Source organism: Agrobacterium sp. ST15.16.055 (assembly GCF_027956555.1).
Lineage (GTDB): Bacteria > Pseudomonadota > Alphaproteobacteria > Rhizobiales > Rhizobiaceae > Agrobacterium > Agrobacterium salinitolerans.
Genome location: NZ_JAQKGN010000004.1, coordinates 158709 through 176224, shown reverse-complemented (window position 1 = coordinate 176224; position 17516 = coordinate 158709). Strand labels below are relative to the sequence as shown.

The following is a 17516-nucleotide window of genomic DNA, read 5'->3' as shown; positions in this document are numbered from 1 at the left end:
ATTGCTATTACGCACTCGTTCGCTTCATGGTTGATGTTTGATAGATTCGACTGCGCCCTTGAGAAATCCGGCGGCCTTGGCCCGCCGGCGTGATGAGAATAGAGCGCTGGGCGACATGATCAGCGCGAAGGCTTGAACGAAAGTCGAAAGTCTTGGAAGCGGCCGCCGGTGCTTGATACCGGTATAAATTCTCGATTGCGCCATATGAAACGCCTTGAGCCGAGCGATTTCGGGAGAACGGCCCGACGAGTGCCCCGCCGCATGGGAAACAAGGGCATCGCGTGCAAATACGAGTTGCCCTAATTTTGCAAGGCGCAACGATAGGTCATCATCTTCGTGATAAAGAAAGATAGCCGGATCAAAGCCATCGACCGCGTCAAATTTTTGTCTTGAAACAAAAAAAGCGGCCCCGCTCAAAACGGGAACGACGGTATCGACTGCGGGCCAGCCCTTTTTCATGTAGCGGCGGTGTGGCAATAACCAGGACCGCCGCTTGAAATATTCACTTCCGTCCGAGTTGGAAATTCGTGGATTAAATGCAACACCCGACGGGTGACGATCAATGGCCTCCAGCAAGGCTTCAATCGCGCCTGCGGTCAATCGGGCGTCAGGGTTTAAAAACAGGATCCAAGGTGTCTGCGCCACCGCCGCGCCCGCATTGCAGCCGCGGCCGAAGCCCTGATTGTCCTCCAACTGAACAATCCTGATTTTTCTGCCGGCAGGGAGGTTCGCAAAACTATTCGTTTTTCCGTTGTCGACGAGTACTATTGGTGTTTCCTCAGGCACCGTCGCGATCATGTCCGCTATGAGCGCATCACTCTTATAGCAAACAGAGACCACCGTTACGTCCGAGAGTGACAAACTAGCCATTTTGACTCCAGAGACCAGGCGCACGATCCTGCCTCAACTTGGCAACCTTTGATGAGTTGCTGTAGCGGAAGGTGTTAATGCGGTTTTGTTCAACTCGAAGCGGAGGCATATTCCAGCGCACTTACGAGGAAGCGAGTCTCCTTAGATATACGCCATAATCACCTTTGCCGGCATTTTCTGCGAGTGCTGAGAATTCGGATCTGGTGATAAAGCCTTTGCTCAGAGCGATCTCTTCCGGACATGCAATCTTGAAGCCCTGCCGCTTTTCAAGCGTCCGCACAAACTCGCCCGCCTCAAGGAGGCTGTCCGGTGTGCCGGTATCAAGCCAGGCGTAGCCGCGTCCCATGATGGATACTTTCAGCTTGCCGCGCTCGAGATAGGTCCGATTGACGTCCGTAATCTCGTATTCGCCGCGTGGCGACGGTTTGAGATTGGCGGCGATGTCGACGACATCGGCATCGTAAAAATAAAGACCGGTGACCGCCCAGTTGGATTTGGGTTTTGCCGGCTTTTCCTCGATAGAGAGCGCGCGCATTTCGCTATCGAAATCGACCACGCCATAACGTTCGGGATCGTTCACATGATAGGCGAAGACCGTAGCACCGTCGCTAACGCTCGTACCGGCCTGCAGAAGTTCCGGTAATCCGTGGCCGTAATAGATGTTGTCACCCAGGATGAGGCAGGATGGCGAACCCGCCACGAAATCGGCGCCGATCATATAGGCCTGCGCCAGACCATCCGGGCTGGGCTGGACCGCATATTCAATGGAAAGACCCCATTTTGAACCATCACCCAAAAGGGACTGGAAGAGCGGCATGTCATGGGGGGTCGAGATAATCAGAATCTCGCGAATGCCGGCCAGCATCAGTGTGGTTAGCGGGTAGTAGATCATCGGCTTGTCATAGACCGGCAGGATCTGCTTCGAGACCGCCAATGTCATCGGATGCAGGCGCGTGCCGCTGCCCCCGGCCAGAATGATACCCTTCATGGCGTTTCCTTTTTGCTCTGCGCAAGAGCGGTGACCACCGCGCGCGTTGATGTTTGCCAGCTCGGCAGCTTTATACCGTAAACCTCTTCAAGCTTGCTGCAATCAAGCCGCGAGTTTACCGGGCGTCGGGCCGGGGTAGGGTACTGCGCAGTCGTGATGTCGTTGACGACAATCGACTTCCCACCGGTTTCCGCAGAAAAGGCGAATATCTGTTTAGCGAAATTCGCCCAGTTGGTTTCACCTGATCCAGACAGATGAAACACCCCACGAAGAGGGGTCGAGGAATCTTCCACGAGTTTTCTTGCGATTGTTACCACCGCGGCAGCGATATCGTTGGCCGAGGTAGGGCATCCGAACTGGTCAGCAACCACATTGATCTCGTCGCGGTTCTCGCTAAGCCTCAGCATGGTCTTCACGAAGTTGTTGCCATATTCCGAATAGACCCATGCGGTCCGCAGAACCACGTAATTGTCGGTAGCCTCGGAAACGGCTCGTTCGCCTTCGAGCTTCGAGCGGCCGTAGACGGACGTGGGCCCCGTCGCATCGCTTTCGACATAAGCGGTGTCCTTGGCGCCGTCGAAAACATAATCCGTAGAAAGATGAATGAGGGGAATGCCGAGGTCACTTGCCGCTTGCGCGACAGCCCTTGCTCCATCCCGGTTAACGGCAAAAGCGATGTCAGGCTCACTTTCTGCCTTGTCGACGGCAGTATAGGCCGCAGCCGATACCACGGCATCGGGTTTTACCTCGCGTAGCGCCTTCAGAACAGTTTCAGGCTGCGCAAGGTCGAGTTCTGGCCGACCGAGAGCCACGATCTCCAGCTCGGCGCTCGCCAGTGCTAGAAGGGCGCTGACGACCTGACCATTTTTGCCTGTAACTGCCAGCCGCATTGACTCAGCCCTTTGTCAGAACGCCAAGGCGTTCTCCGGCGTAAACACCCTCGCGAAGCGGCTGCCACCACCACGCATTGTCGAGATACCATTCCACCGTCTTGCGGATGCCGGTGGCGAAGTTTTCCTGGGCTTTCCAGCCGAGTTCGGTTTCGAGCTTCGTCGCGTCAATGGCGTAGCGAGCATCGTGACCAGGGCGATCCGTCACATATTTGATGAGCTCGGCATAGGGTTTGGATTGCGGGCGCAGCTCATCGAGAATGGAGCAGATGCAGTTCACCACATCGATATTCTTCTGTTCGTTTCTGCCGCCGACGTTGTACTTCTCGCCGGCAAGACCTTTCTGGACGATAAGCCACAGGGCGCGGGCATGATCCTCCACATAAAGCCAGTCGCGGATGTTCGCGCCGTTGCCATAGACCGGCAGCGGTTTGCCTTCCAGCGCGTTGAGAATGATCAGCGGAATGAGCTTTTCCGGAAAGTGGAAGGGGCCGTAATTGTTGGAGCAGTTGGAAATGACGACCGGAAGGCCGTAGGTGCGCTGCCAGGCCGTGGCCAGATGATCGCTTGCGGCTTTCGAAGCGGAGTAAGGCGATGAGGGATCGTAAGGGGTTGTTTCTTCAAACAAACCGTCATCGCCGAGAGAGCCGTAAACCTCATCGGTTGAAACATGCAGCATACGGAAATTCGCCTTGGCGTCTTCCGCAAGGCCGCTCCAATATTGGCGCGCCGCCTCCAGCATCGTGAAAGTGCCGTTGATATTGGTTTGAATAAAATCAGCAGCGCCGGTTATGGAGCGGTCGACATGGCTCTCGGCGGCCAGATGCATCACGTAATCCGGCTGGAATGTCGCGAATGCCTCATTCATCGCCACCCGGTCGCATATGTCGGCCTGGAGAAAGCGGTGGTTAGGCGCATTTTCAATGGGCTTGAGGGAAGCCAGGTTCCCTGCATATGTCAGCTTGTCTACGGTGAGAACATCCGCGCCAACCTCGCTCACGAGATAACGTACGAGGGCTGAGCCGATAAATCCGGCGCCGCCGGTAACTAGAACGCGCATCATCAGTTTCCAGTTTTTTGGTAGGTGAAATATTCAGGCAATTCGGACAGAAGAGGCTGCTTTGTATCCTTGTCGGAAAGGATGCAGCCTTCCTGCTTCGGCCAGTTGATGCCTATGGCAGGATCATCCCATTTAACGCCGCGGTCATTGGCTGCGCTGTAAGGGGCCGTCACCTTGTATGCGATGACCGTGTCGTCCGCGAGCGTCATGAAGCCATGGGCAAACCCTGCCGGAACCCACAACTGTTCGCCATTTTCGGGCGAAAGCTCTACAGCGGCCCATTGCCCGAAGGTGGGCGATCCTGTTCTGATGTCGACAGCGACATCCAGCAGCCGCCCACGAATGCAGCGAACGAGCTTGCCCTGTGCAAACGGCTCTGTCTGGAAATGAAGCCCACGTACAGTACCCGCTTGAGCAGACAGGGATTCATTGTCCTGTACGAACTCCACGTCCGATACATTTTCGCGAAACCAGTCCTTCTTGAAAACCTCGCTGAAGTAACCCCTGCTGTCCCCGAAACGAGCTGGAGTTATCTTTTTCAAGCCTGGTATCGAGAATGCTTCTACTTGCACTATGCGGATCCTGTCTGGTCTGCCTACTCTGAGGTGATATGACTTTATCGGCAGGGACAGTCAATAACGCTTTATTGACCGCCCACACAAGAGAGATCGAATTTCGGCCGAACAGCAGGCGAAAGGCGTGTGCCAATGCCAGTTTTCATACTTTGATGGTCGACGGCAGGGAAACGCCCTGAAGCCGAGCCTGCCGATATTGTCCGGCGGGCCGAAACGAGGGAGAGATCGAGTATTGATCAGGGCTTCGGTTTCGTTCGGTCGCGCGGTTTGAAAGTTGTGATTACCGGTAGCCTTACTTCCACATGGCCCGCATCCGCGCACCCACATCGATGCGGATCTGCTGCGCGCTGCGCTCGGAAGCGGCAGCCGACACCAATGGCCAGGTCGCCGTTTCGAAAAATTGCAGCAATGTCGCTGGGATGAAGCGGGTTCTTGCGGCGTAAACATGCCGGTCGCCCTGCTGGTTCTGCCCGCCGGTGAAGAAGCGTTGCGGCGTGATCAGTGACAGGCTGTCCTTGGCGCGCGTCATGGCGACATAGAGCAGCCGGCGTTCCTCCTCCAGCTCCTGGGTGGTGCCGACCCCTAGATCGGAGGGAATGCAGCCATCGACCACATTCAGGATGAAGACGGAGCGCCATTCCTGGCCTTTTGCCGAATGGATGGTCGAGAGGCTGAGATAGTCCTCGTCAAGCAGCGGCACGCCGGCCTGATCGCTGGTGGCGTCCGGTGGATCGAGCGTCAGCTCGGTCAGAAAGCGCTCGCGTGAGGGGTAGCCGCCGGCGATCTGCTCGAGCTGGAGCAAATCGGCCTTGCGGGTGTCCGCATCCTCATGGATGCGTTCCAGATGCGGTTCGTACCACAGTCGCGCCTGCCCGATCTGGTCCGGCCAGTCGTTCGGCGCCTGTCGCAGGCCCGCCAGCATTTGCGTGAAGGCCACCCAGTCATCGCCGGTCTTCGGCGGCGGCGGAATTTCGGCAAGGGCAAGCAGCGGCTCGGGGTCTGTCGCAATCGTATCGAGAATATTGCCGGCCTTCTTCGGCCCGATGCCTGGCAGCATCTGCAGCAGCCGGAAACCGGCGACACGGTCGCGCGGGTTCTGTGCGAAGCGCAGCACGGCCAGCATGTCCTTCACATGGGCACTGTCCAAGAATTTAAGGCCGCCGAATTTGACGAAGGGGATGTTGCGGCGGGTCAGTTCGACCTCGAGCGGGCCGCTATGGCTGGAGGTGCGGAACAGCACGGCCTGCTGTTTCAGCGTCATGCCGGTTTCGCGGTTGGCGAGAATCTGGTCGATGATGAAATTCGCCTGTTCGGTTTCGTCCTTCACTGTCACGAGTTTCGGGCGCTCCAGCGACTGCCGCTCGGTCCAGAGGTTCTTGGTGAACCGCTCGCGCGCCAGATCGATGACGCCGTTGGCAGCCGCAAGGATCGGCTGCGTCGAGCGATAGTTGCGGTCAAGCGTGATGATGTCGGCCGCCGGGCTGAAGGAGGCCGGAAAATCGAGGATGTTTCGCACCGTCGCCGCCCGGAAGGAATAGATCGACTGTGCATCGTCACCCACCACGGTCAACCCGCGGCCGCCGGGTTTGAGCGCCATCAGCACCGAGGCCTGCAGGCGGTTGGTATCCTGATATTCGTCGACCATCACATGGTCGAAGCGGTTGCCGATATCATCAGCCAAAACGGGATCGCTCACCATCTGCGCCCAGTAAAGCAGGAGATCGTCGTAATCGAGCACGTTCTGGACCTGCTTTGCCTCCACATAGGCTGCAAACAGTTCCTTGAGTTCGCTCTCCCAGTTGGCGACCCAGGGATAATGCTGGCGCAATATCTCCTTGAGCGGCGTCTGGGAATTCACCACACGCGAATAGATCGCGAGACACGTACCCTTTGTCGGAAAACGGCTTTCCGTTTTGGAAAAACCCAGCTCGTGCCGGGAAAGGTTCATCAGGTCGGCGCTATCTTCGCCGTCGTGGATGGTGAAATCAATGTTGAGACCGATCTGTTCGGCATAGATGCGCAACAGGCGCGCGCCAATGCCGTGAAACGTGCCGGACCAGGCGAGCGCATCGGTCATAATTGCAGAATTCGCCCCGATAACGTGTTTGCAGATACGCTCGACCCGCCGCGACATTTCCGTGGCGGCACGTCTGGAAAACGTCATCAACAGGATGCGGCGGGGATCGGCGCCGTTCACGATCAGATGGGCGACCCGGTGGGCGAGCGTGTTTGTCTTGCCCGAACCCGCGCCGGCGATGATCAGCAAAGGCCCGGCCGTATGCCCGTCAGCGAGCCCAACGCCATGCTCGACCGCCCTGCGTTGCTGTTCGTTGAGCTTTTCCAGATAGGCAACCGCCATGCCAGCAATCCTTTAGATAACCTGCCTGTCCCCACGGATGAGAACCCTGTTCAGAGATGGCAGTCGTCGCGAAGATCCGGCCACTGTCTGCTCGTTGTTGCAATGATTAGCAAAGACTCAAACAGCAATCCAGAACAAATGCTGAACGCGCCGTTCCGTGGTGTGGGGGGTGCCAGATACAGTTTATCGCTTGACTCGGCGTCCCAAAATAGTGCTAATGCGCATTAGCAGCTAATACGTATTAGCAAATATCGAATGTCGGGGAGGGCATCGGTTGACTACTCACAGACGTCTCACCCAAAACGATATCGCCAAGCTCGCCGGCGTCAGTCAGGCAACCGTGTCGCTTGTTTTGAACGGTGCGCCGGCAGCGATCGCCCGCATCCCGGAGGAGACCCGGGAAAGGGTGCAGGCCGTCATTCGCCAGACAGGTTATGTTGCCGATCCGATTGCGCGGCGAATGGCTAAAGGGCTGAACCGCATCCTTGGCGTGTTCACCTATGAGCCGGCATTCCCAAGTGCGCAGGCTGACTTCTTCACGCCGTTTCTGCTCGGTATCGAAGAAGAGGCACAGCAGCAGGCTTACGATCTTCTGCTGCTGACCAGCGCCGGTGTCGGCGATAACCGCAAGATATTTTCGGAAGGCAACAGGCTGAGGATTGCGGACGGCTGTCTGGTTCTCGGTCGCGAGTTCGATCGCAAGGAACTCGCCCGGCTGGTTTCGGAAGACTATCCCTTCGTCGCGATCGGCCGGCGTGAAGATGCCGGTGGGCCGGTTCCCTATGTCGGCGGTGACTACGCTGCGGGCACGCGTCAGCTTGTCGAAGACGCCATCGCGCTGGGGCACACCAAGCTTGCCTATATCGGCCCGCATGGTCCGGCAGAATCGATTGCGGATCGCTGGCGGGGTTTCAACGCGGCGCTGGGAGACGTGGCCGCGCTCGCCCTGCATATCAAGGCGGTCAACCGCCCGGCTGAGAAAATACTCGATGCGATCCTTGAGAGCGGCGCCACAGTGGCCTTCTTCATAGAATTGGCCGATGCCGTGCGTGTCGAGGCGCTGGCGCGGGCGAGGGGGCTCGTGGTGCCGGACGCTTTTTCAATGATCGTACTCGGCAGCCATATCAGGGCCGCCCGCAGCCCGGTGCGCTTCACCTCTTATGAAATTCCCCGCGAGGAGATGGGGCGGCAGGCGACCGCAATGCTGGTCAATCGCATCGAGACCGGCAGCGCCGGTGGGCAGATCCTTCTCAAATGTGAACCCGTCAAGGGAGAAACGCTGGGCCCGGTCCCAACCGGTTCGGCAAACAAGTCCTCAGTCAAGATAACGGATGTGACGTCGTGAAAGACATGAAAGCAGATATTCTCGTGGTCGGTGGCGGCCTTGGCGGCGTGGCGGCGGCACTGGCGGCTGCAAAGGCCGGAAAACGCGTGATCATGACCGAGGAATATGACTGGATCGGCGGCCAATTGACCAGTCAGGCCGTCCCTTCGGACGAGCATACTTGGGTCGAACAGTTCGGCATCACCCGGTCTTACCGGGCGCTGCGCAACGGTGTGCGGCAATTTTATCGCGACCACTATCCACTGACGGAAGGTGCGCGGGCGTGGAGCGATCTTAATCCGGGCGGCGGATGGGTTAGCCGCATCTGCGCCGAGCCGCGTGTCAGCCTTGCGGTCCTGGAAAGCATGCTGATGCGCTATATTGGCGCAGGTCGCCTGACGATACTCAAGCCTTGGCGTCCCGTCGCGGCCGATGTGGACGGCGACAGGGTTCGCTCGGTGACTGTTCGCCATCGTGACAGTGGTGCTGAAATCTCCATTTCCGCCGATTACGTTCTCGACGCCACCGAACTTGGCGATCTGCTTCCGATGACGGGCACGGAATATACCAAGGGATTTGAGGCGCAGTCAGATACAGGCGAACCCAGCGCGCCGGCGGAAGCCCAACCCGACAATGTGCAGGCTGTCTCGATCTGCTTTGCCATTGACCATGTCGATGGCGACCAGACAATCGACAAACCCGAGAATTACGATTACTGGCGCTCTTACCAGCCGCATTTCTGGGGCGGGCCGCTCCTTGGTTTTACCGCGCCAAACCCACGCACGCTGGAGCACACCACCCGCTCCTTCACGCCCAATCCCGATGACGATCCGCTTCTGGTCGACGCCGACCAGCGCAAAGGCGGCGGCGATGAGAACCTGTGGATTTTCCGGCGCATTGCGGCGCGGAAAAACTTTGCGCCCGGCTTCTACCAGTCGGATATCTGCCTCGTGAACTGGCCGATGATCGATTACATGGACGGCACGATTATCGACGTGTCGGAAGAGGAAAAGGAGCGACATCTGAAGGCGGCGGCAGATCTTTCCTATTCGGTGTTCTACTGGCTGCAGACGGAAGCGCCGCGTTTCGATGGTGGGCAGGGGTTCCGCGGGCTGCGGCTGCGCGGCGATATCACCGGCACCGACCATGGGCTCGCCATGGCGCCCTATATTCGCGAAAGCCGCCGTATCAAGCCGGTAACGCGCATTGTCGAGCAGGACCTGTCCTACACGGTTCGCGGTGAAAGAGGCGCTGTCCGCTATCGCGACAGCATCGGCATCGGCATGTATCGCATCGATCTGCATCCATCCACCGGCGGCGACAACTATATCGACGTGCCGTCCTGCCCGTTTGAAATTCCGCTCGGCGCGATGATCCCTGAGCGGGTGAAAAACCTCATCCCGGCCGGCAAGAACATCGGCACGACGCATATCACCAACGGTTGCTACCGCCTGCATCCGGTCGAATGGAACATTGGCGAAGTGGCGGGAATGCTCGCGGCGCATTGCCTGGAGAATGGCCTCACGCCGCACCAGGTGCAGGAAGACGACGAGCACCTGCACGCCTTCCAGGCGCAACTGACCCGCGAGGGCATCGAGATTCGCTGGCCGGATATCGCAGCATACTAGGACGGCGGTTTGCCGTCTGATCGAACCCATCTTTGGAGGAGGACCGGGAATGAACAATCGTTTTAAACTGAAATCCACGGCCTGTGCGCTTGCGCTTATCGGCTCGTTTACGCTTGGCGGTGCTGCCAAAGCGCAGGATGCAGTCAATCTGCGCATGACGATCTGGAGCGCCAATGAGGCGCATCTGAAGCTCTTCAACGATATCGCAGCGGGTTTTAAAAAGGATCATCCAAATGTCAGCGTGACCTATGAGTCCCTGCCATTTGATACCTACACGACGGCGCTCACCACCCAGATCGCGGGCGGCAACCCGCCTGACATGGCCTGGATTTTCGAGACGTCGGCCTATGACTTCGTCAAGTCCGGCGCGCTCTACCCGCTCACCGACACGCTGAAGGCCGCGCCAGGCTATAATCTTGAGGAAGTCAGCGCCGGGGCCACGGAACGCTGGTCGCAGGACGGTACGCTTTACGCCTATCCGTTCTCGACGTCACCCTTCGCCGTCTTCGTCAACAACGATCTCATAAAATCCGCCGGCGCCAAAACCCCTGCCGACATGATCGCTGCCGGCGAATGGACCTGGGAAAACGCCATCGCCACGGCCTCGGCTGTCGCCAAGACCGGTAAGGGCGGGCTTGTCGTCCGCGATTTCAATTACCAGAGCTGGCAATATCTCACCTCGGTCTGGAATGGTTGGGGTGCTTCCCCCTGGAGCGCTGACGGCGCAACCTGCACCATGGCGGAAAAGCCGATGGCGGATGCCATTTCGTTCATCCACGACGCCATCTTCGACAAGAAGGCCATTCCTGGTCCCGGCGAGACGGTCGATTTCTTTGCAGGCAATGCGGCAATGACGATTACACAGATCAGCCGCGCCTCGCTTCTGCCGAAGGACAAGCCGTTCGGTTGGGACCTCGTGCCTCTTCCGAAAGGCCCAGCTGGAGATTATGCGCTGATCGGCCAGGCGGGCATCGGCGTCATGCAGTCCGGCAAGAATGCGCAGACCGCGGCGGAGTTCGTGGCTTACATGACCAATCCGGAAAATTCCGCCAAGCTCAGCCAGTTCTTCCCTTCGGCGCGCAAGTCTTTGCTGAATGCGCAGGTGCTGAAAAAGACCAATCCGCTGCTCAGCGAGGAGCAGATTGAAAAGGTCGTCATATCGGGCATCGCGACCGGCAAGGTCATGCCCGGCCACACCGGTTTTGCCCAGATCCAGCAGATGGTGCGTTCAAACCTCGACGCGGTCTGGCGGCCGCAGGCCGATGTCGCCGGGGCGCTTCAAAAAATCTGCGGCCAGATCGGGCCGCTCTTGAAGCGCTGAGGAGGAAACGATGGCTGTCGCGCAGGAAGTTACCCGTCGTCCAGATCGCCCGGTGTCGGCGTTCTGGACCATCGCGCGGCGCGACAGCCTTGCAGGCTTCCTGTTCATTGCCCCGCAACTGATCGGGATTATCATTTTCGTGCTGATCCCGCTCGGGCTGGTGTTCTGGTATTCGCTGCATGAATGGAATGTGCTGGCCAACACCTTCACCTATACGGGCGCCCAGAACTACCGGATGTTGATGGAGGACGGCAATCTTCGTGAGGTGCTGGGCGCGACCGCGATCTTCTCCGCCGGGCTAGTCGTGTTCAACCTGTCGCTGGCGCTGCTTCTGGCCGTGTTGCTGAACCAGAAACTGGCCGGCATTGCCATCTTCAGGACCCTGTTCTTCTCGCCGGTCGTCGTGTCGCTGGTTGCCTGGACGATCGTCTGGGGTTTCCTGCTGCAGAAGAACGGCGGCATCAACGGCATGTTGCTGATGATCGGCATCGAAGGCCCAAATTGGCTGCGTGAGGAAACGACTGCGATGATTTCCGTCATCGTCGTGCAGGTCTTCAAGAATGTCGGGCTTAACATGATCCTGTTTCTGGCGGCACTTCAGGGCGTGCCGAAGGAACTCTATGAGGCGGCCCGCATCGATGGTGCGCCGGCCTTCAAGCAGTTTCGTCGCATTACCCTGCCACTGATCAGTCCGACGATTCTGTTGACCTCGATCATCACCATCGTCGGCTCGCTGCAGGTCTTTGCGCAGATCGCTGTCCTGACCCAGGGCGGTCCGGGTCTGTCGACCACGGTGCTGGTCTATTATCTCTACCAGCAGGCCTTCCAGTTCCATTTCTTCGGTTATGGCTCCACGCTTTCCATCCTGCTGTTCCTGATCGTCGCGGTATTGACCTTCGCCCAATGGCAGATGCGCAAAAGGATCGTCTTTTATGAAAGCTGACCTTTCCCCCCGTATGCAGGTGGCTCTCTACGGGCTGTTGTGCGTGCTGCTGATCCCCTTCGTCTTTCCGACCTGGTGGATGGTGACCTCGTCCATCAAGCCCATCAGCGACATCTTCGCCTTCCCGCCGCAGCTCATCCCGCAGAGCTATGACTGGACGACCTATTCGAAGGTCTTCGAGCTGCAGCCTTTCGTGCGGCAATATTGGAATTCTGCCTATATTGCCGCTGTGGTGACAGTGGGAACCATGATCATTTCCTCCATGGCGGGATATGCTTTTGCGCGGATCCGGTTTCCGGGTTCCAACGCAATCTTCATGATCGTGCTGCTTGGCCTGCTCATTCCGTCGGAGGTGACGATCGTGCCGCTGTTTCAGATGTTTCTGAAGGCGGGCATGGTCAACACGCACTGGCCGCTCATCCTCGTGCCGATCTTCGGCGCGCCCAGTGTCTTTGCCACCTTCGTCATGCGGCAGTTTTTCGTGACGCTTCCAGGCGAGTTGGAAGAGGCGGCGCGCGTCGATGGTCTCGGGCGCTTCAAGATTTTCCGCAAGATCGCACTGCCGCTCGCCAAACCGGCGCTGGCCTCGGTCGCGATCTTCACCTTCCTGCACTCCTGGAACCTGTTCCTCGAGCCTATCGTCTTTCTCTCCAGCGCCGAGATGTTCACGCTGCCGCAGGCGCTGACCCAATATACCGACGCCTATGGCGGACCGATGTGGAATATCCAGCTTGCCGCAGCAACGCTGACGGCGCTGCCCGTGCTCATCGTCTTCGTGATTGCCCAGAAGCAGTTCGTCGAAGGCCTCGCCCATACCGGCCTCAAGGGCTGAAGAACCGGATTTAATCGATGGCTAATGTTTCCCTGTCCGACATCCGCAAAAGCTATGGCGCGGTAAAAACCATTCACGGCGTCGATCTCGATATCGAGGATGGCGAATTCGTCGTTCTTGTCGGCCCCTCCGGCTGCGGCAAGTCGACCCTGCTGCGGATGGTCGCCGGTCTTGAAACGATCACGGGTGGTGAACTCAGGATCGGTGAGCGGATCGTCAACGATCTCGACCCGAAGGACCGCGATATCGCCATGGTGTTCCAATCATACGCTCTTTATCCGCATATGACGGTCGCCAGCAATATGGGTTTTTCGCTGGAGCATCGGGGTTCGAGCAAGCAGGACATCGCCGAGAAAGTGAACTGGGCTGCCGAAATCCTTGGCCTTACACAGCTGCTCGACCGTTATCCGCGCCAGCTTTCAGGCGGCCAGCGCCAGCGTGTTGCCATGGGCCGGGCTATCGTTCGCAATCCGCAGGTGTTCCTGTTCGACGAACCCCTGTCCAATCTCGATGCGAAACTGCGCGTCGTCATGCGCGGCGAGATCAAGGCGCTGCACCAGAAGCTGAAGACCACCACGATCTATGTGACGCATGACCAGGTGGAAGCGATGACGATGGCGGACAGGGTCGTGGTCCTGAATGGCGGCCGGGTCGAGCAGGTCGGCACGCCGCTTGAACTTTACGACCGTCCGGCAAACCAGTTCGTTGCCGGCTTCATCGGTTCACCCTCCATGAATTTCCTGCCTGGCGTGATATCGCAAGCCGGTTTTGAAACCGGCGGTGTGGTCCTGCCGCTGCCGGCCGCTGCCGCAGCTCTTGCGGGGAGAGGGGCCACTTATGGCATCCGCCCGGAGCACTTCGCGCTTGACCCTTCCGGCGTGTCCGCTGAGATCCTGCTCGTCGAACCACTGGGATCTGAAACGCAGGTCACCATGACACTCGGTGGTTCACGGGTGCTCGGCGTCTTTCGCGAACGTATAGGACAGGCGGTCGGCGAGGAGATAAGAATTTCACCGGCTCTGGACGGAATTCATCTGTTCTCGGATGAGAACGGCAATCGGCTGAACTGACTTTGGCATCTGCGGCGGTTAGGAGCCGCAGATGCCGGGCATGTCCGGGAAAGCTCGACCGTGCTTCAGGCGTTGCCGTCATCGCGACCGGTCATTTCAAAGAAAACTGCTTTCGAACAGCTCGCCTGAATAGGCGGCATGGGTAATACCCGCTTCAAGGTCGGCCTTGGTCAACTCATCGACAAACACGCCGTTCTGCATCACCAGAACGCGGTCGCACATATGGGCGATCACCGCGAGGTCGTGGCTGACGAGAACAAAGGTCAGGTCGCGTTCTTCGCGCTGGTCGGCAAGCAGGTTCAGGATTTCCGCCTGAATGGAGACGTCGAGTGCGGATGTCGGCTCGTCGAGCAGCAGGATCGGCGGTTCTAGGATCAGCGCGCGGGCGATCGCCACGCGCTGGCGCTGGCCGCCGGAAAGTTCATGCGGGAAACGCTCGGCGAAATGTGCGGGCAAACCCACCTGCTGCAGGGCGGCCGGAACCTTCGACCAGCCGTCGCCAAGCCCCATGGCGCGGATCGGTTCGGCGAGAGCCCGGCCGATGCGGTGGCGCGGGTGCAGCGAACCGTAGGGATCCTGAAACACCATCTGGGCCAGTTTCAGTTCGTCGCGACTGCGGGTCTTGCCGACCGGTTTGCCATTAAAGCTGATGGAGCCGGTCCAGCCGGCCTCCAGCCCAGCCAGCGAGCGCAACAAGGTGGACTTGCCGCAGCCGCTTTCGCCGACGATGCCAAGGGTTTCCCCCTTGTTGACCGTGAGGCTGACGCCGCGCACGACGTGATTGCTCTTTTCCTTTACGCCGTAGACGACGTCGAGCTTGTCTACCGTGATCATCCCATCACCTCCGCATCGATTGCCTGACGATCCAGCACCTTGAGACGCCGCACCGGATTGCGGGGATCGGGCATGGCCGCGATCAGGCCCCGCGTATAGGGATGTTGCGCATCTTCCAGCTTCGTCAGCGTCTCCACGACGCGCCCGCCATACATGACCAGTACTCGTTCGCAGAAGGCCGCGACCATGCGGATGTCATGGCTGATAAGAATGAGTCCGGAATTATTCTCGCGCACCATCTCGTCCAGCAGCAAGAGCACATCCTTGCGCACACTGACATCGAGGGCCGAGGTCGGCTCATCGGCGATGACGAGTTTCGGCTTGGCGAGCAGCATCATGGCGATCATCACACGCTGGCCCATGCCGCCCGATATCTGGTGCGGATAAAGCGCCATGACACGATCAGGATCGTTGATGCGCACACGCAGCAACATGTCGCACGCTGCATCTCTCGCCGCCTTGCCGGTCAGCGCCAGATGCAGTTCGGCGGCCTCCGCCACCTGTTTGCCGATGGGCAGCACCGGGTTGAGCGAATAACGCGGGTCCTGCATGATCAGCGCCATCTCGCTGCCGCGGATCGCGCCCATTTGCCGCTCGGATTTTGAAAGCAGCGGTTCGCCGAGAAAATCCATTCTCTCTGCCGTCACCGTTGCGCTTTTCGGCAAAAGCCGCATGGCGGCCCGGCCGGTGGTGGATTTGCCGGAGCCGGATTCACCGACGATACCGACCCTTTCTCGCCCGACATCGAAATTGACGTTGGACACGGCAGGAATGGTGTTGCGGCCAAAACGGACATTGAGGTCGCGGACCGAAAGGATGGGGGAGCTATCAGGAACGGGCATGACGCGGATCCAGAAGGTCGCGCAGCGTATCGCCGGCGATGTTGAAGGCAAGGCTCGTCAGCAGGATGGCGATGCCGGGCATGACGGCGACCCACCAGTAATCGAGCATGAATTTGCGGCCGCTGGAGATCATCGCGCCCCATTCCGGAAGCGGCGGCTGGGCTCCCAGGCCAAGGAAGCCCAGTGAAGCGGCGGTCAGGATGATGCCGGCCATATTCAATGTCAGGCGAACGATGACCGAGGGAATGCACATCGGCGCAATGTACAAAAACAGGATGCGCATCGGCGAGGCGCCATAGAGACGGGCGGCGGCGACATAGTCGGTATTGCGCACGACAAGCGCTTCCGCGCGGGCAAGACGCGCAATCGGCGGCCATGCGGTGAGCGAGATCGCAATGATTGCCGTGCCGAGACCGGCGCCCATGGCGGCCGCAAAAGCAAGTGCCAGTACGAGAGACGGGAAGGACAGGACAATATCCGTGGCACGCATCAGGATCGCGTCGGTGCGCCCGCCAAAGAAGCCGGCCATGACGCCGATGGCAAGGCCGATCGGACCGACGATGACCGAGACCGACAGCACCGTCTGGATGGTGATGCGGGTGCCGTAGACGAGTCGGCTGAAAATGTCGCGACCGAATTCGTCGGTTCCGGCCAGATGCACCCAGCTGGGAGGCTGGAGCGCGTTTTCGAGCGCCTGGCGCGCAGGATCGTAGGGTGCAATGAGTGGCGCGAAAATGGCAACCACGACCAGAATGGCCAGAATGGCGAAGCCGAACATGCCAAGCGGTTCGTCTGCGAGCTTACGAAGCGTCCGCATGGTGGTGGTCGAGAGGCGCGACAGGGTGCCGGGGCGATCAACGGTATTGTTATGCGCGATATCAGTCATCGTGCAGCCTCCCGTGTACGGGGATCAAGCGTGGTGTAGGCCAGATCGGCAAGGAAGTTGAGCAACATGAATATGAAGCCGATGACGATTGTGGCGGCGAGGATCGCATTCATATCGCCGATGAGCAGCGCATTCGTCATGTACTGGCCGATGCCGGGCCAGGAAAAAACGATCTCGGTCACCACGGCGCCTTCCAGCAGGTTGCCGTAGGAGATAGCCAGAACGGTGATGAGCTGCACGGCGATGTTGGGCAGTACATGACGGGTTATGGTGCGTGCCGGGCTGACGCCCTTCGCTCGTGCTGCGATGACATAGTCCTGGCTGAGCTGTTCAAGGGTGAATGCCCTCGTCATGCGGGTGATGTAGGCCATGGCCATATAGGCGAGGATGATGGCCGGCAGGATGATATGCCCAAGCGCGTTCCAGAAGATTTCCGTCTCGCCCGCAAGCAGGCTGTCGACGAGCATCAACCCCGTCTTCGGCTCGACAATGCCTTCGTAGAAGACGTCGACCCGGCCGGGCCCGGCGACAAGGTTGAGGTTCGCGTAAAAGATCACCAGCCCGACGATGCCGAACCAGAAGACCGGTATCGAATGCCCCACAAGCGCAAAAACGCGCGCGAACTTGTCGATGAAGGTGTCGCGGAAGAGCGCGGCGGCAAGACCGAGTGGGACGCCGATGACCGTCGAGATGATGATCGCTAGCGTGGCAAGTTCAAAGGTGGCGGGAAAGGCCTGCGCCAGATCGCGGGTAACCGGGTTGCCGGTGAGGATAGCAATGCCGAAATCGCCATGCAGCAGTCCGCGCAGGTAGATGAAAAATTGCTGGTAAAGCGGCAGGTCGAGCCCCAGCCGCGCCCGCATGGCCTCGTAGGCCTTGGGGTCGGCAAGTTCGCCGACGATGGCACCAACCGGATCGGTCGGCATGACCCGGCCGATGATGAAGGTGATGCACAGAAGAATGAAGAGGCTGACGATCAGTTGCAGGAAACGATGTCCAAGCCCGCGCAGTGAGATCTCCGTCATTGCTGGCCGCACTTCCCTGTAAGAAAGCCGTCAGCGGCCAGGGTATTGCACGCCGCTCGCCGCAGACGC

Annotated in this window: 16 protein-coding genes; 6 read left to right on the top strand and 10 right to left on the bottom strand. The window is 59.0% G+C overall.

The annotated features are described in order from the left end of the window. Nucleotides 1-24: 24 nt before the first annotated feature. From PL599_RS08965 to PL599_RS08940, 6 genes are all read right to left on the bottom strand, one after another. Nucleotides 25-870, bottom strand: coding sequence for a glycosyltransferase family 2 protein (locus PL599_RS08965; RefSeq protein WP_271359000.1), 846 nt, complete (start codon nucleotides 868-870; stop codon nucleotides 25-27). Between the two features lie 121 nt (nucleotides 871-991). Then, nucleotides 992-1858: a glucose-1-phosphate thymidylyltransferase RfbA gene (gene rfbA, locus PL599_RS08960; protein ID WP_077983464.1), complete on the bottom strand. Its 867-nt coding sequence runs from the start codon at nucleotides 1856-1858 to the stop codon at nucleotides 992-994. Next, nucleotides 1855-2748, bottom strand: coding sequence for a dTDP-4-dehydrorhamnose reductase (gene rfbD, locus PL599_RS08955; RefSeq protein ID WP_271358999.1), 894 nt, complete (start codon nucleotides 2746-2748; stop codon nucleotides 1855-1857). Before rfbD ends, rfbA begins: the two co-directional genes overlap by 4 nt. Before the next feature lie 4 nt (nucleotides 2749-2752). Further along, nucleotides 2753-3808 carry a dTDP-glucose 4,6-dehydratase gene (gene rfbB / locus PL599_RS08950; protein WP_271358998.1) on the bottom strand — a complete coding sequence of 352 codons (1056 nt, stop codon included), beginning with the start codon at nucleotides 3806-3808 and terminating at the stop codon, nucleotides 2753-2755. Between the two features lie 2 nt (nucleotides 3809-3810). Continuing rightward, a complete protein-coding gene (gene rfbC / locus PL599_RS08945) occupies nucleotides 3811-4380 on the bottom strand; it encodes a dTDP-4-dehydrorhamnose 3,5-epimerase (RefSeq protein WP_271358997.1) in 570 nt (189 codons plus the stop codon). 295 nt (nucleotides 4381-4675) lie between these two features. Continuing rightward, nucleotides 4676-6742: an ATP-dependent helicase gene (locus PL599_RS08940; RefSeq protein ID WP_271358996.1), complete on the bottom strand. Its 2067-nt coding sequence runs from the start codon at nucleotides 6740-6742 to the stop codon at nucleotides 4676-4678. Between the two features lie 274 nt (nucleotides 6743-7016). On the opposite strand from PL599_RS08940, the gene PL599_RS08935 reads away from it, so the two are divergent. Genes PL599_RS08935 through PL599_RS08910 form a run of 6 tightly spaced genes read left to right on the top strand, consistent with a single transcriptional unit; the run spans nucleotide 7017 to nucleotide 13860 of the window. After that, nucleotides 7017-8087 (top strand): LacI family DNA-binding transcriptional regulator, encoded by a 1071-nt coding sequence (locus PL599_RS08935; RefSeq protein WP_271358995.1) that lies wholly within the window; start codon nucleotides 7017-7019, stop codon nucleotides 8085-8087. 5 nt (nucleotides 8088-8092) lie between these two features. Beyond that, nucleotides 8093-9694, top strand: coding sequence for an FAD-dependent oxidoreductase (locus tag PL599_RS08930; RefSeq protein ID WP_271359045.1), 1602 nt, complete (start codon nucleotides 8093-8095; stop codon nucleotides 9692-9694). A gap of 49 nt (nucleotides 9695-9743) precedes the next feature. Beyond that, a complete protein-coding gene (locus tag PL599_RS08925; protein ID WP_271358994.1) occupies nucleotides 9744-11015 on the top strand; it encodes an ABC transporter substrate-binding protein in 1272 nt (423 codons plus the stop codon). Nucleotides 11016-11025: 10 nt separating this feature from the next. Next, nucleotides 11026-11958, top strand: coding sequence for a carbohydrate ABC transporter permease (locus PL599_RS08920; protein WP_271358993.1), 933 nt, complete (start codon nucleotides 11026-11028; stop codon nucleotides 11956-11958). Then, nucleotides 11948-12790, top strand: a complete 843-nt coding sequence (locus PL599_RS08915; RefSeq protein WP_077983456.1) for a carbohydrate ABC transporter permease — start codon at nucleotides 11948-11950, stop codon at nucleotides 12788-12790. The genes PL599_RS08920 and PL599_RS08915 overlap by 11 nt, the downstream gene beginning before the upstream one ends. 17 nt (nucleotides 12791-12807) lie before the next feature. After that, nucleotides 12808-13860 carry an ABC transporter ATP-binding protein gene (locus PL599_RS08910; protein WP_173991618.1) on the top strand — a complete coding sequence of 351 codons (1053 nt, stop codon included), beginning with the start codon at nucleotides 12808-12810 and terminating at the stop codon, nucleotides 13858-13860. Between the two features lie 96 nt (nucleotides 13861-13956). Here the strand turns inward: PL599_RS08910 and PL599_RS08905 are convergent, their stop codons facing one another. From PL599_RS08905 to PL599_RS08890, 4 genes are all read right to left on the bottom strand, one after another. After that, nucleotides 13957-14694: an ABC transporter ATP-binding protein gene (locus PL599_RS08905; RefSeq protein ID WP_271358992.1), complete on the bottom strand. Its 738-nt coding sequence runs from the start codon at nucleotides 14692-14694 to the stop codon at nucleotides 13957-13959. Beyond that, nucleotides 14691-15536, bottom strand: coding sequence for an ABC transporter ATP-binding protein (locus tag PL599_RS08900; protein WP_217003952.1), 846 nt, complete (start codon nucleotides 15534-15536; stop codon nucleotides 14691-14693). The genes PL599_RS08905 and PL599_RS08900 overlap by 4 nt, the downstream gene beginning before the upstream one ends. Beyond that, nucleotides 15523-16353, bottom strand: coding sequence for an ABC transporter permease (locus PL599_RS08895; protein ID WP_374638333.1), 831 nt, complete (start codon nucleotides 16351-16353; stop codon nucleotides 15523-15525). The genes PL599_RS08900 and PL599_RS08895 overlap by 14 nt, the downstream gene beginning before the upstream one ends. Nucleotides 16354-16418: 65 nt before the next feature. Further along, entirely contained in the window at nucleotides 16419-17447 is a 1029-nt protein-coding gene (locus PL599_RS08890) for an ABC transporter permease (protein WP_077983451.1), read from the bottom strand. Between the last annotated feature and the right edge of the window lie 69 nt (nucleotides 17448-17516).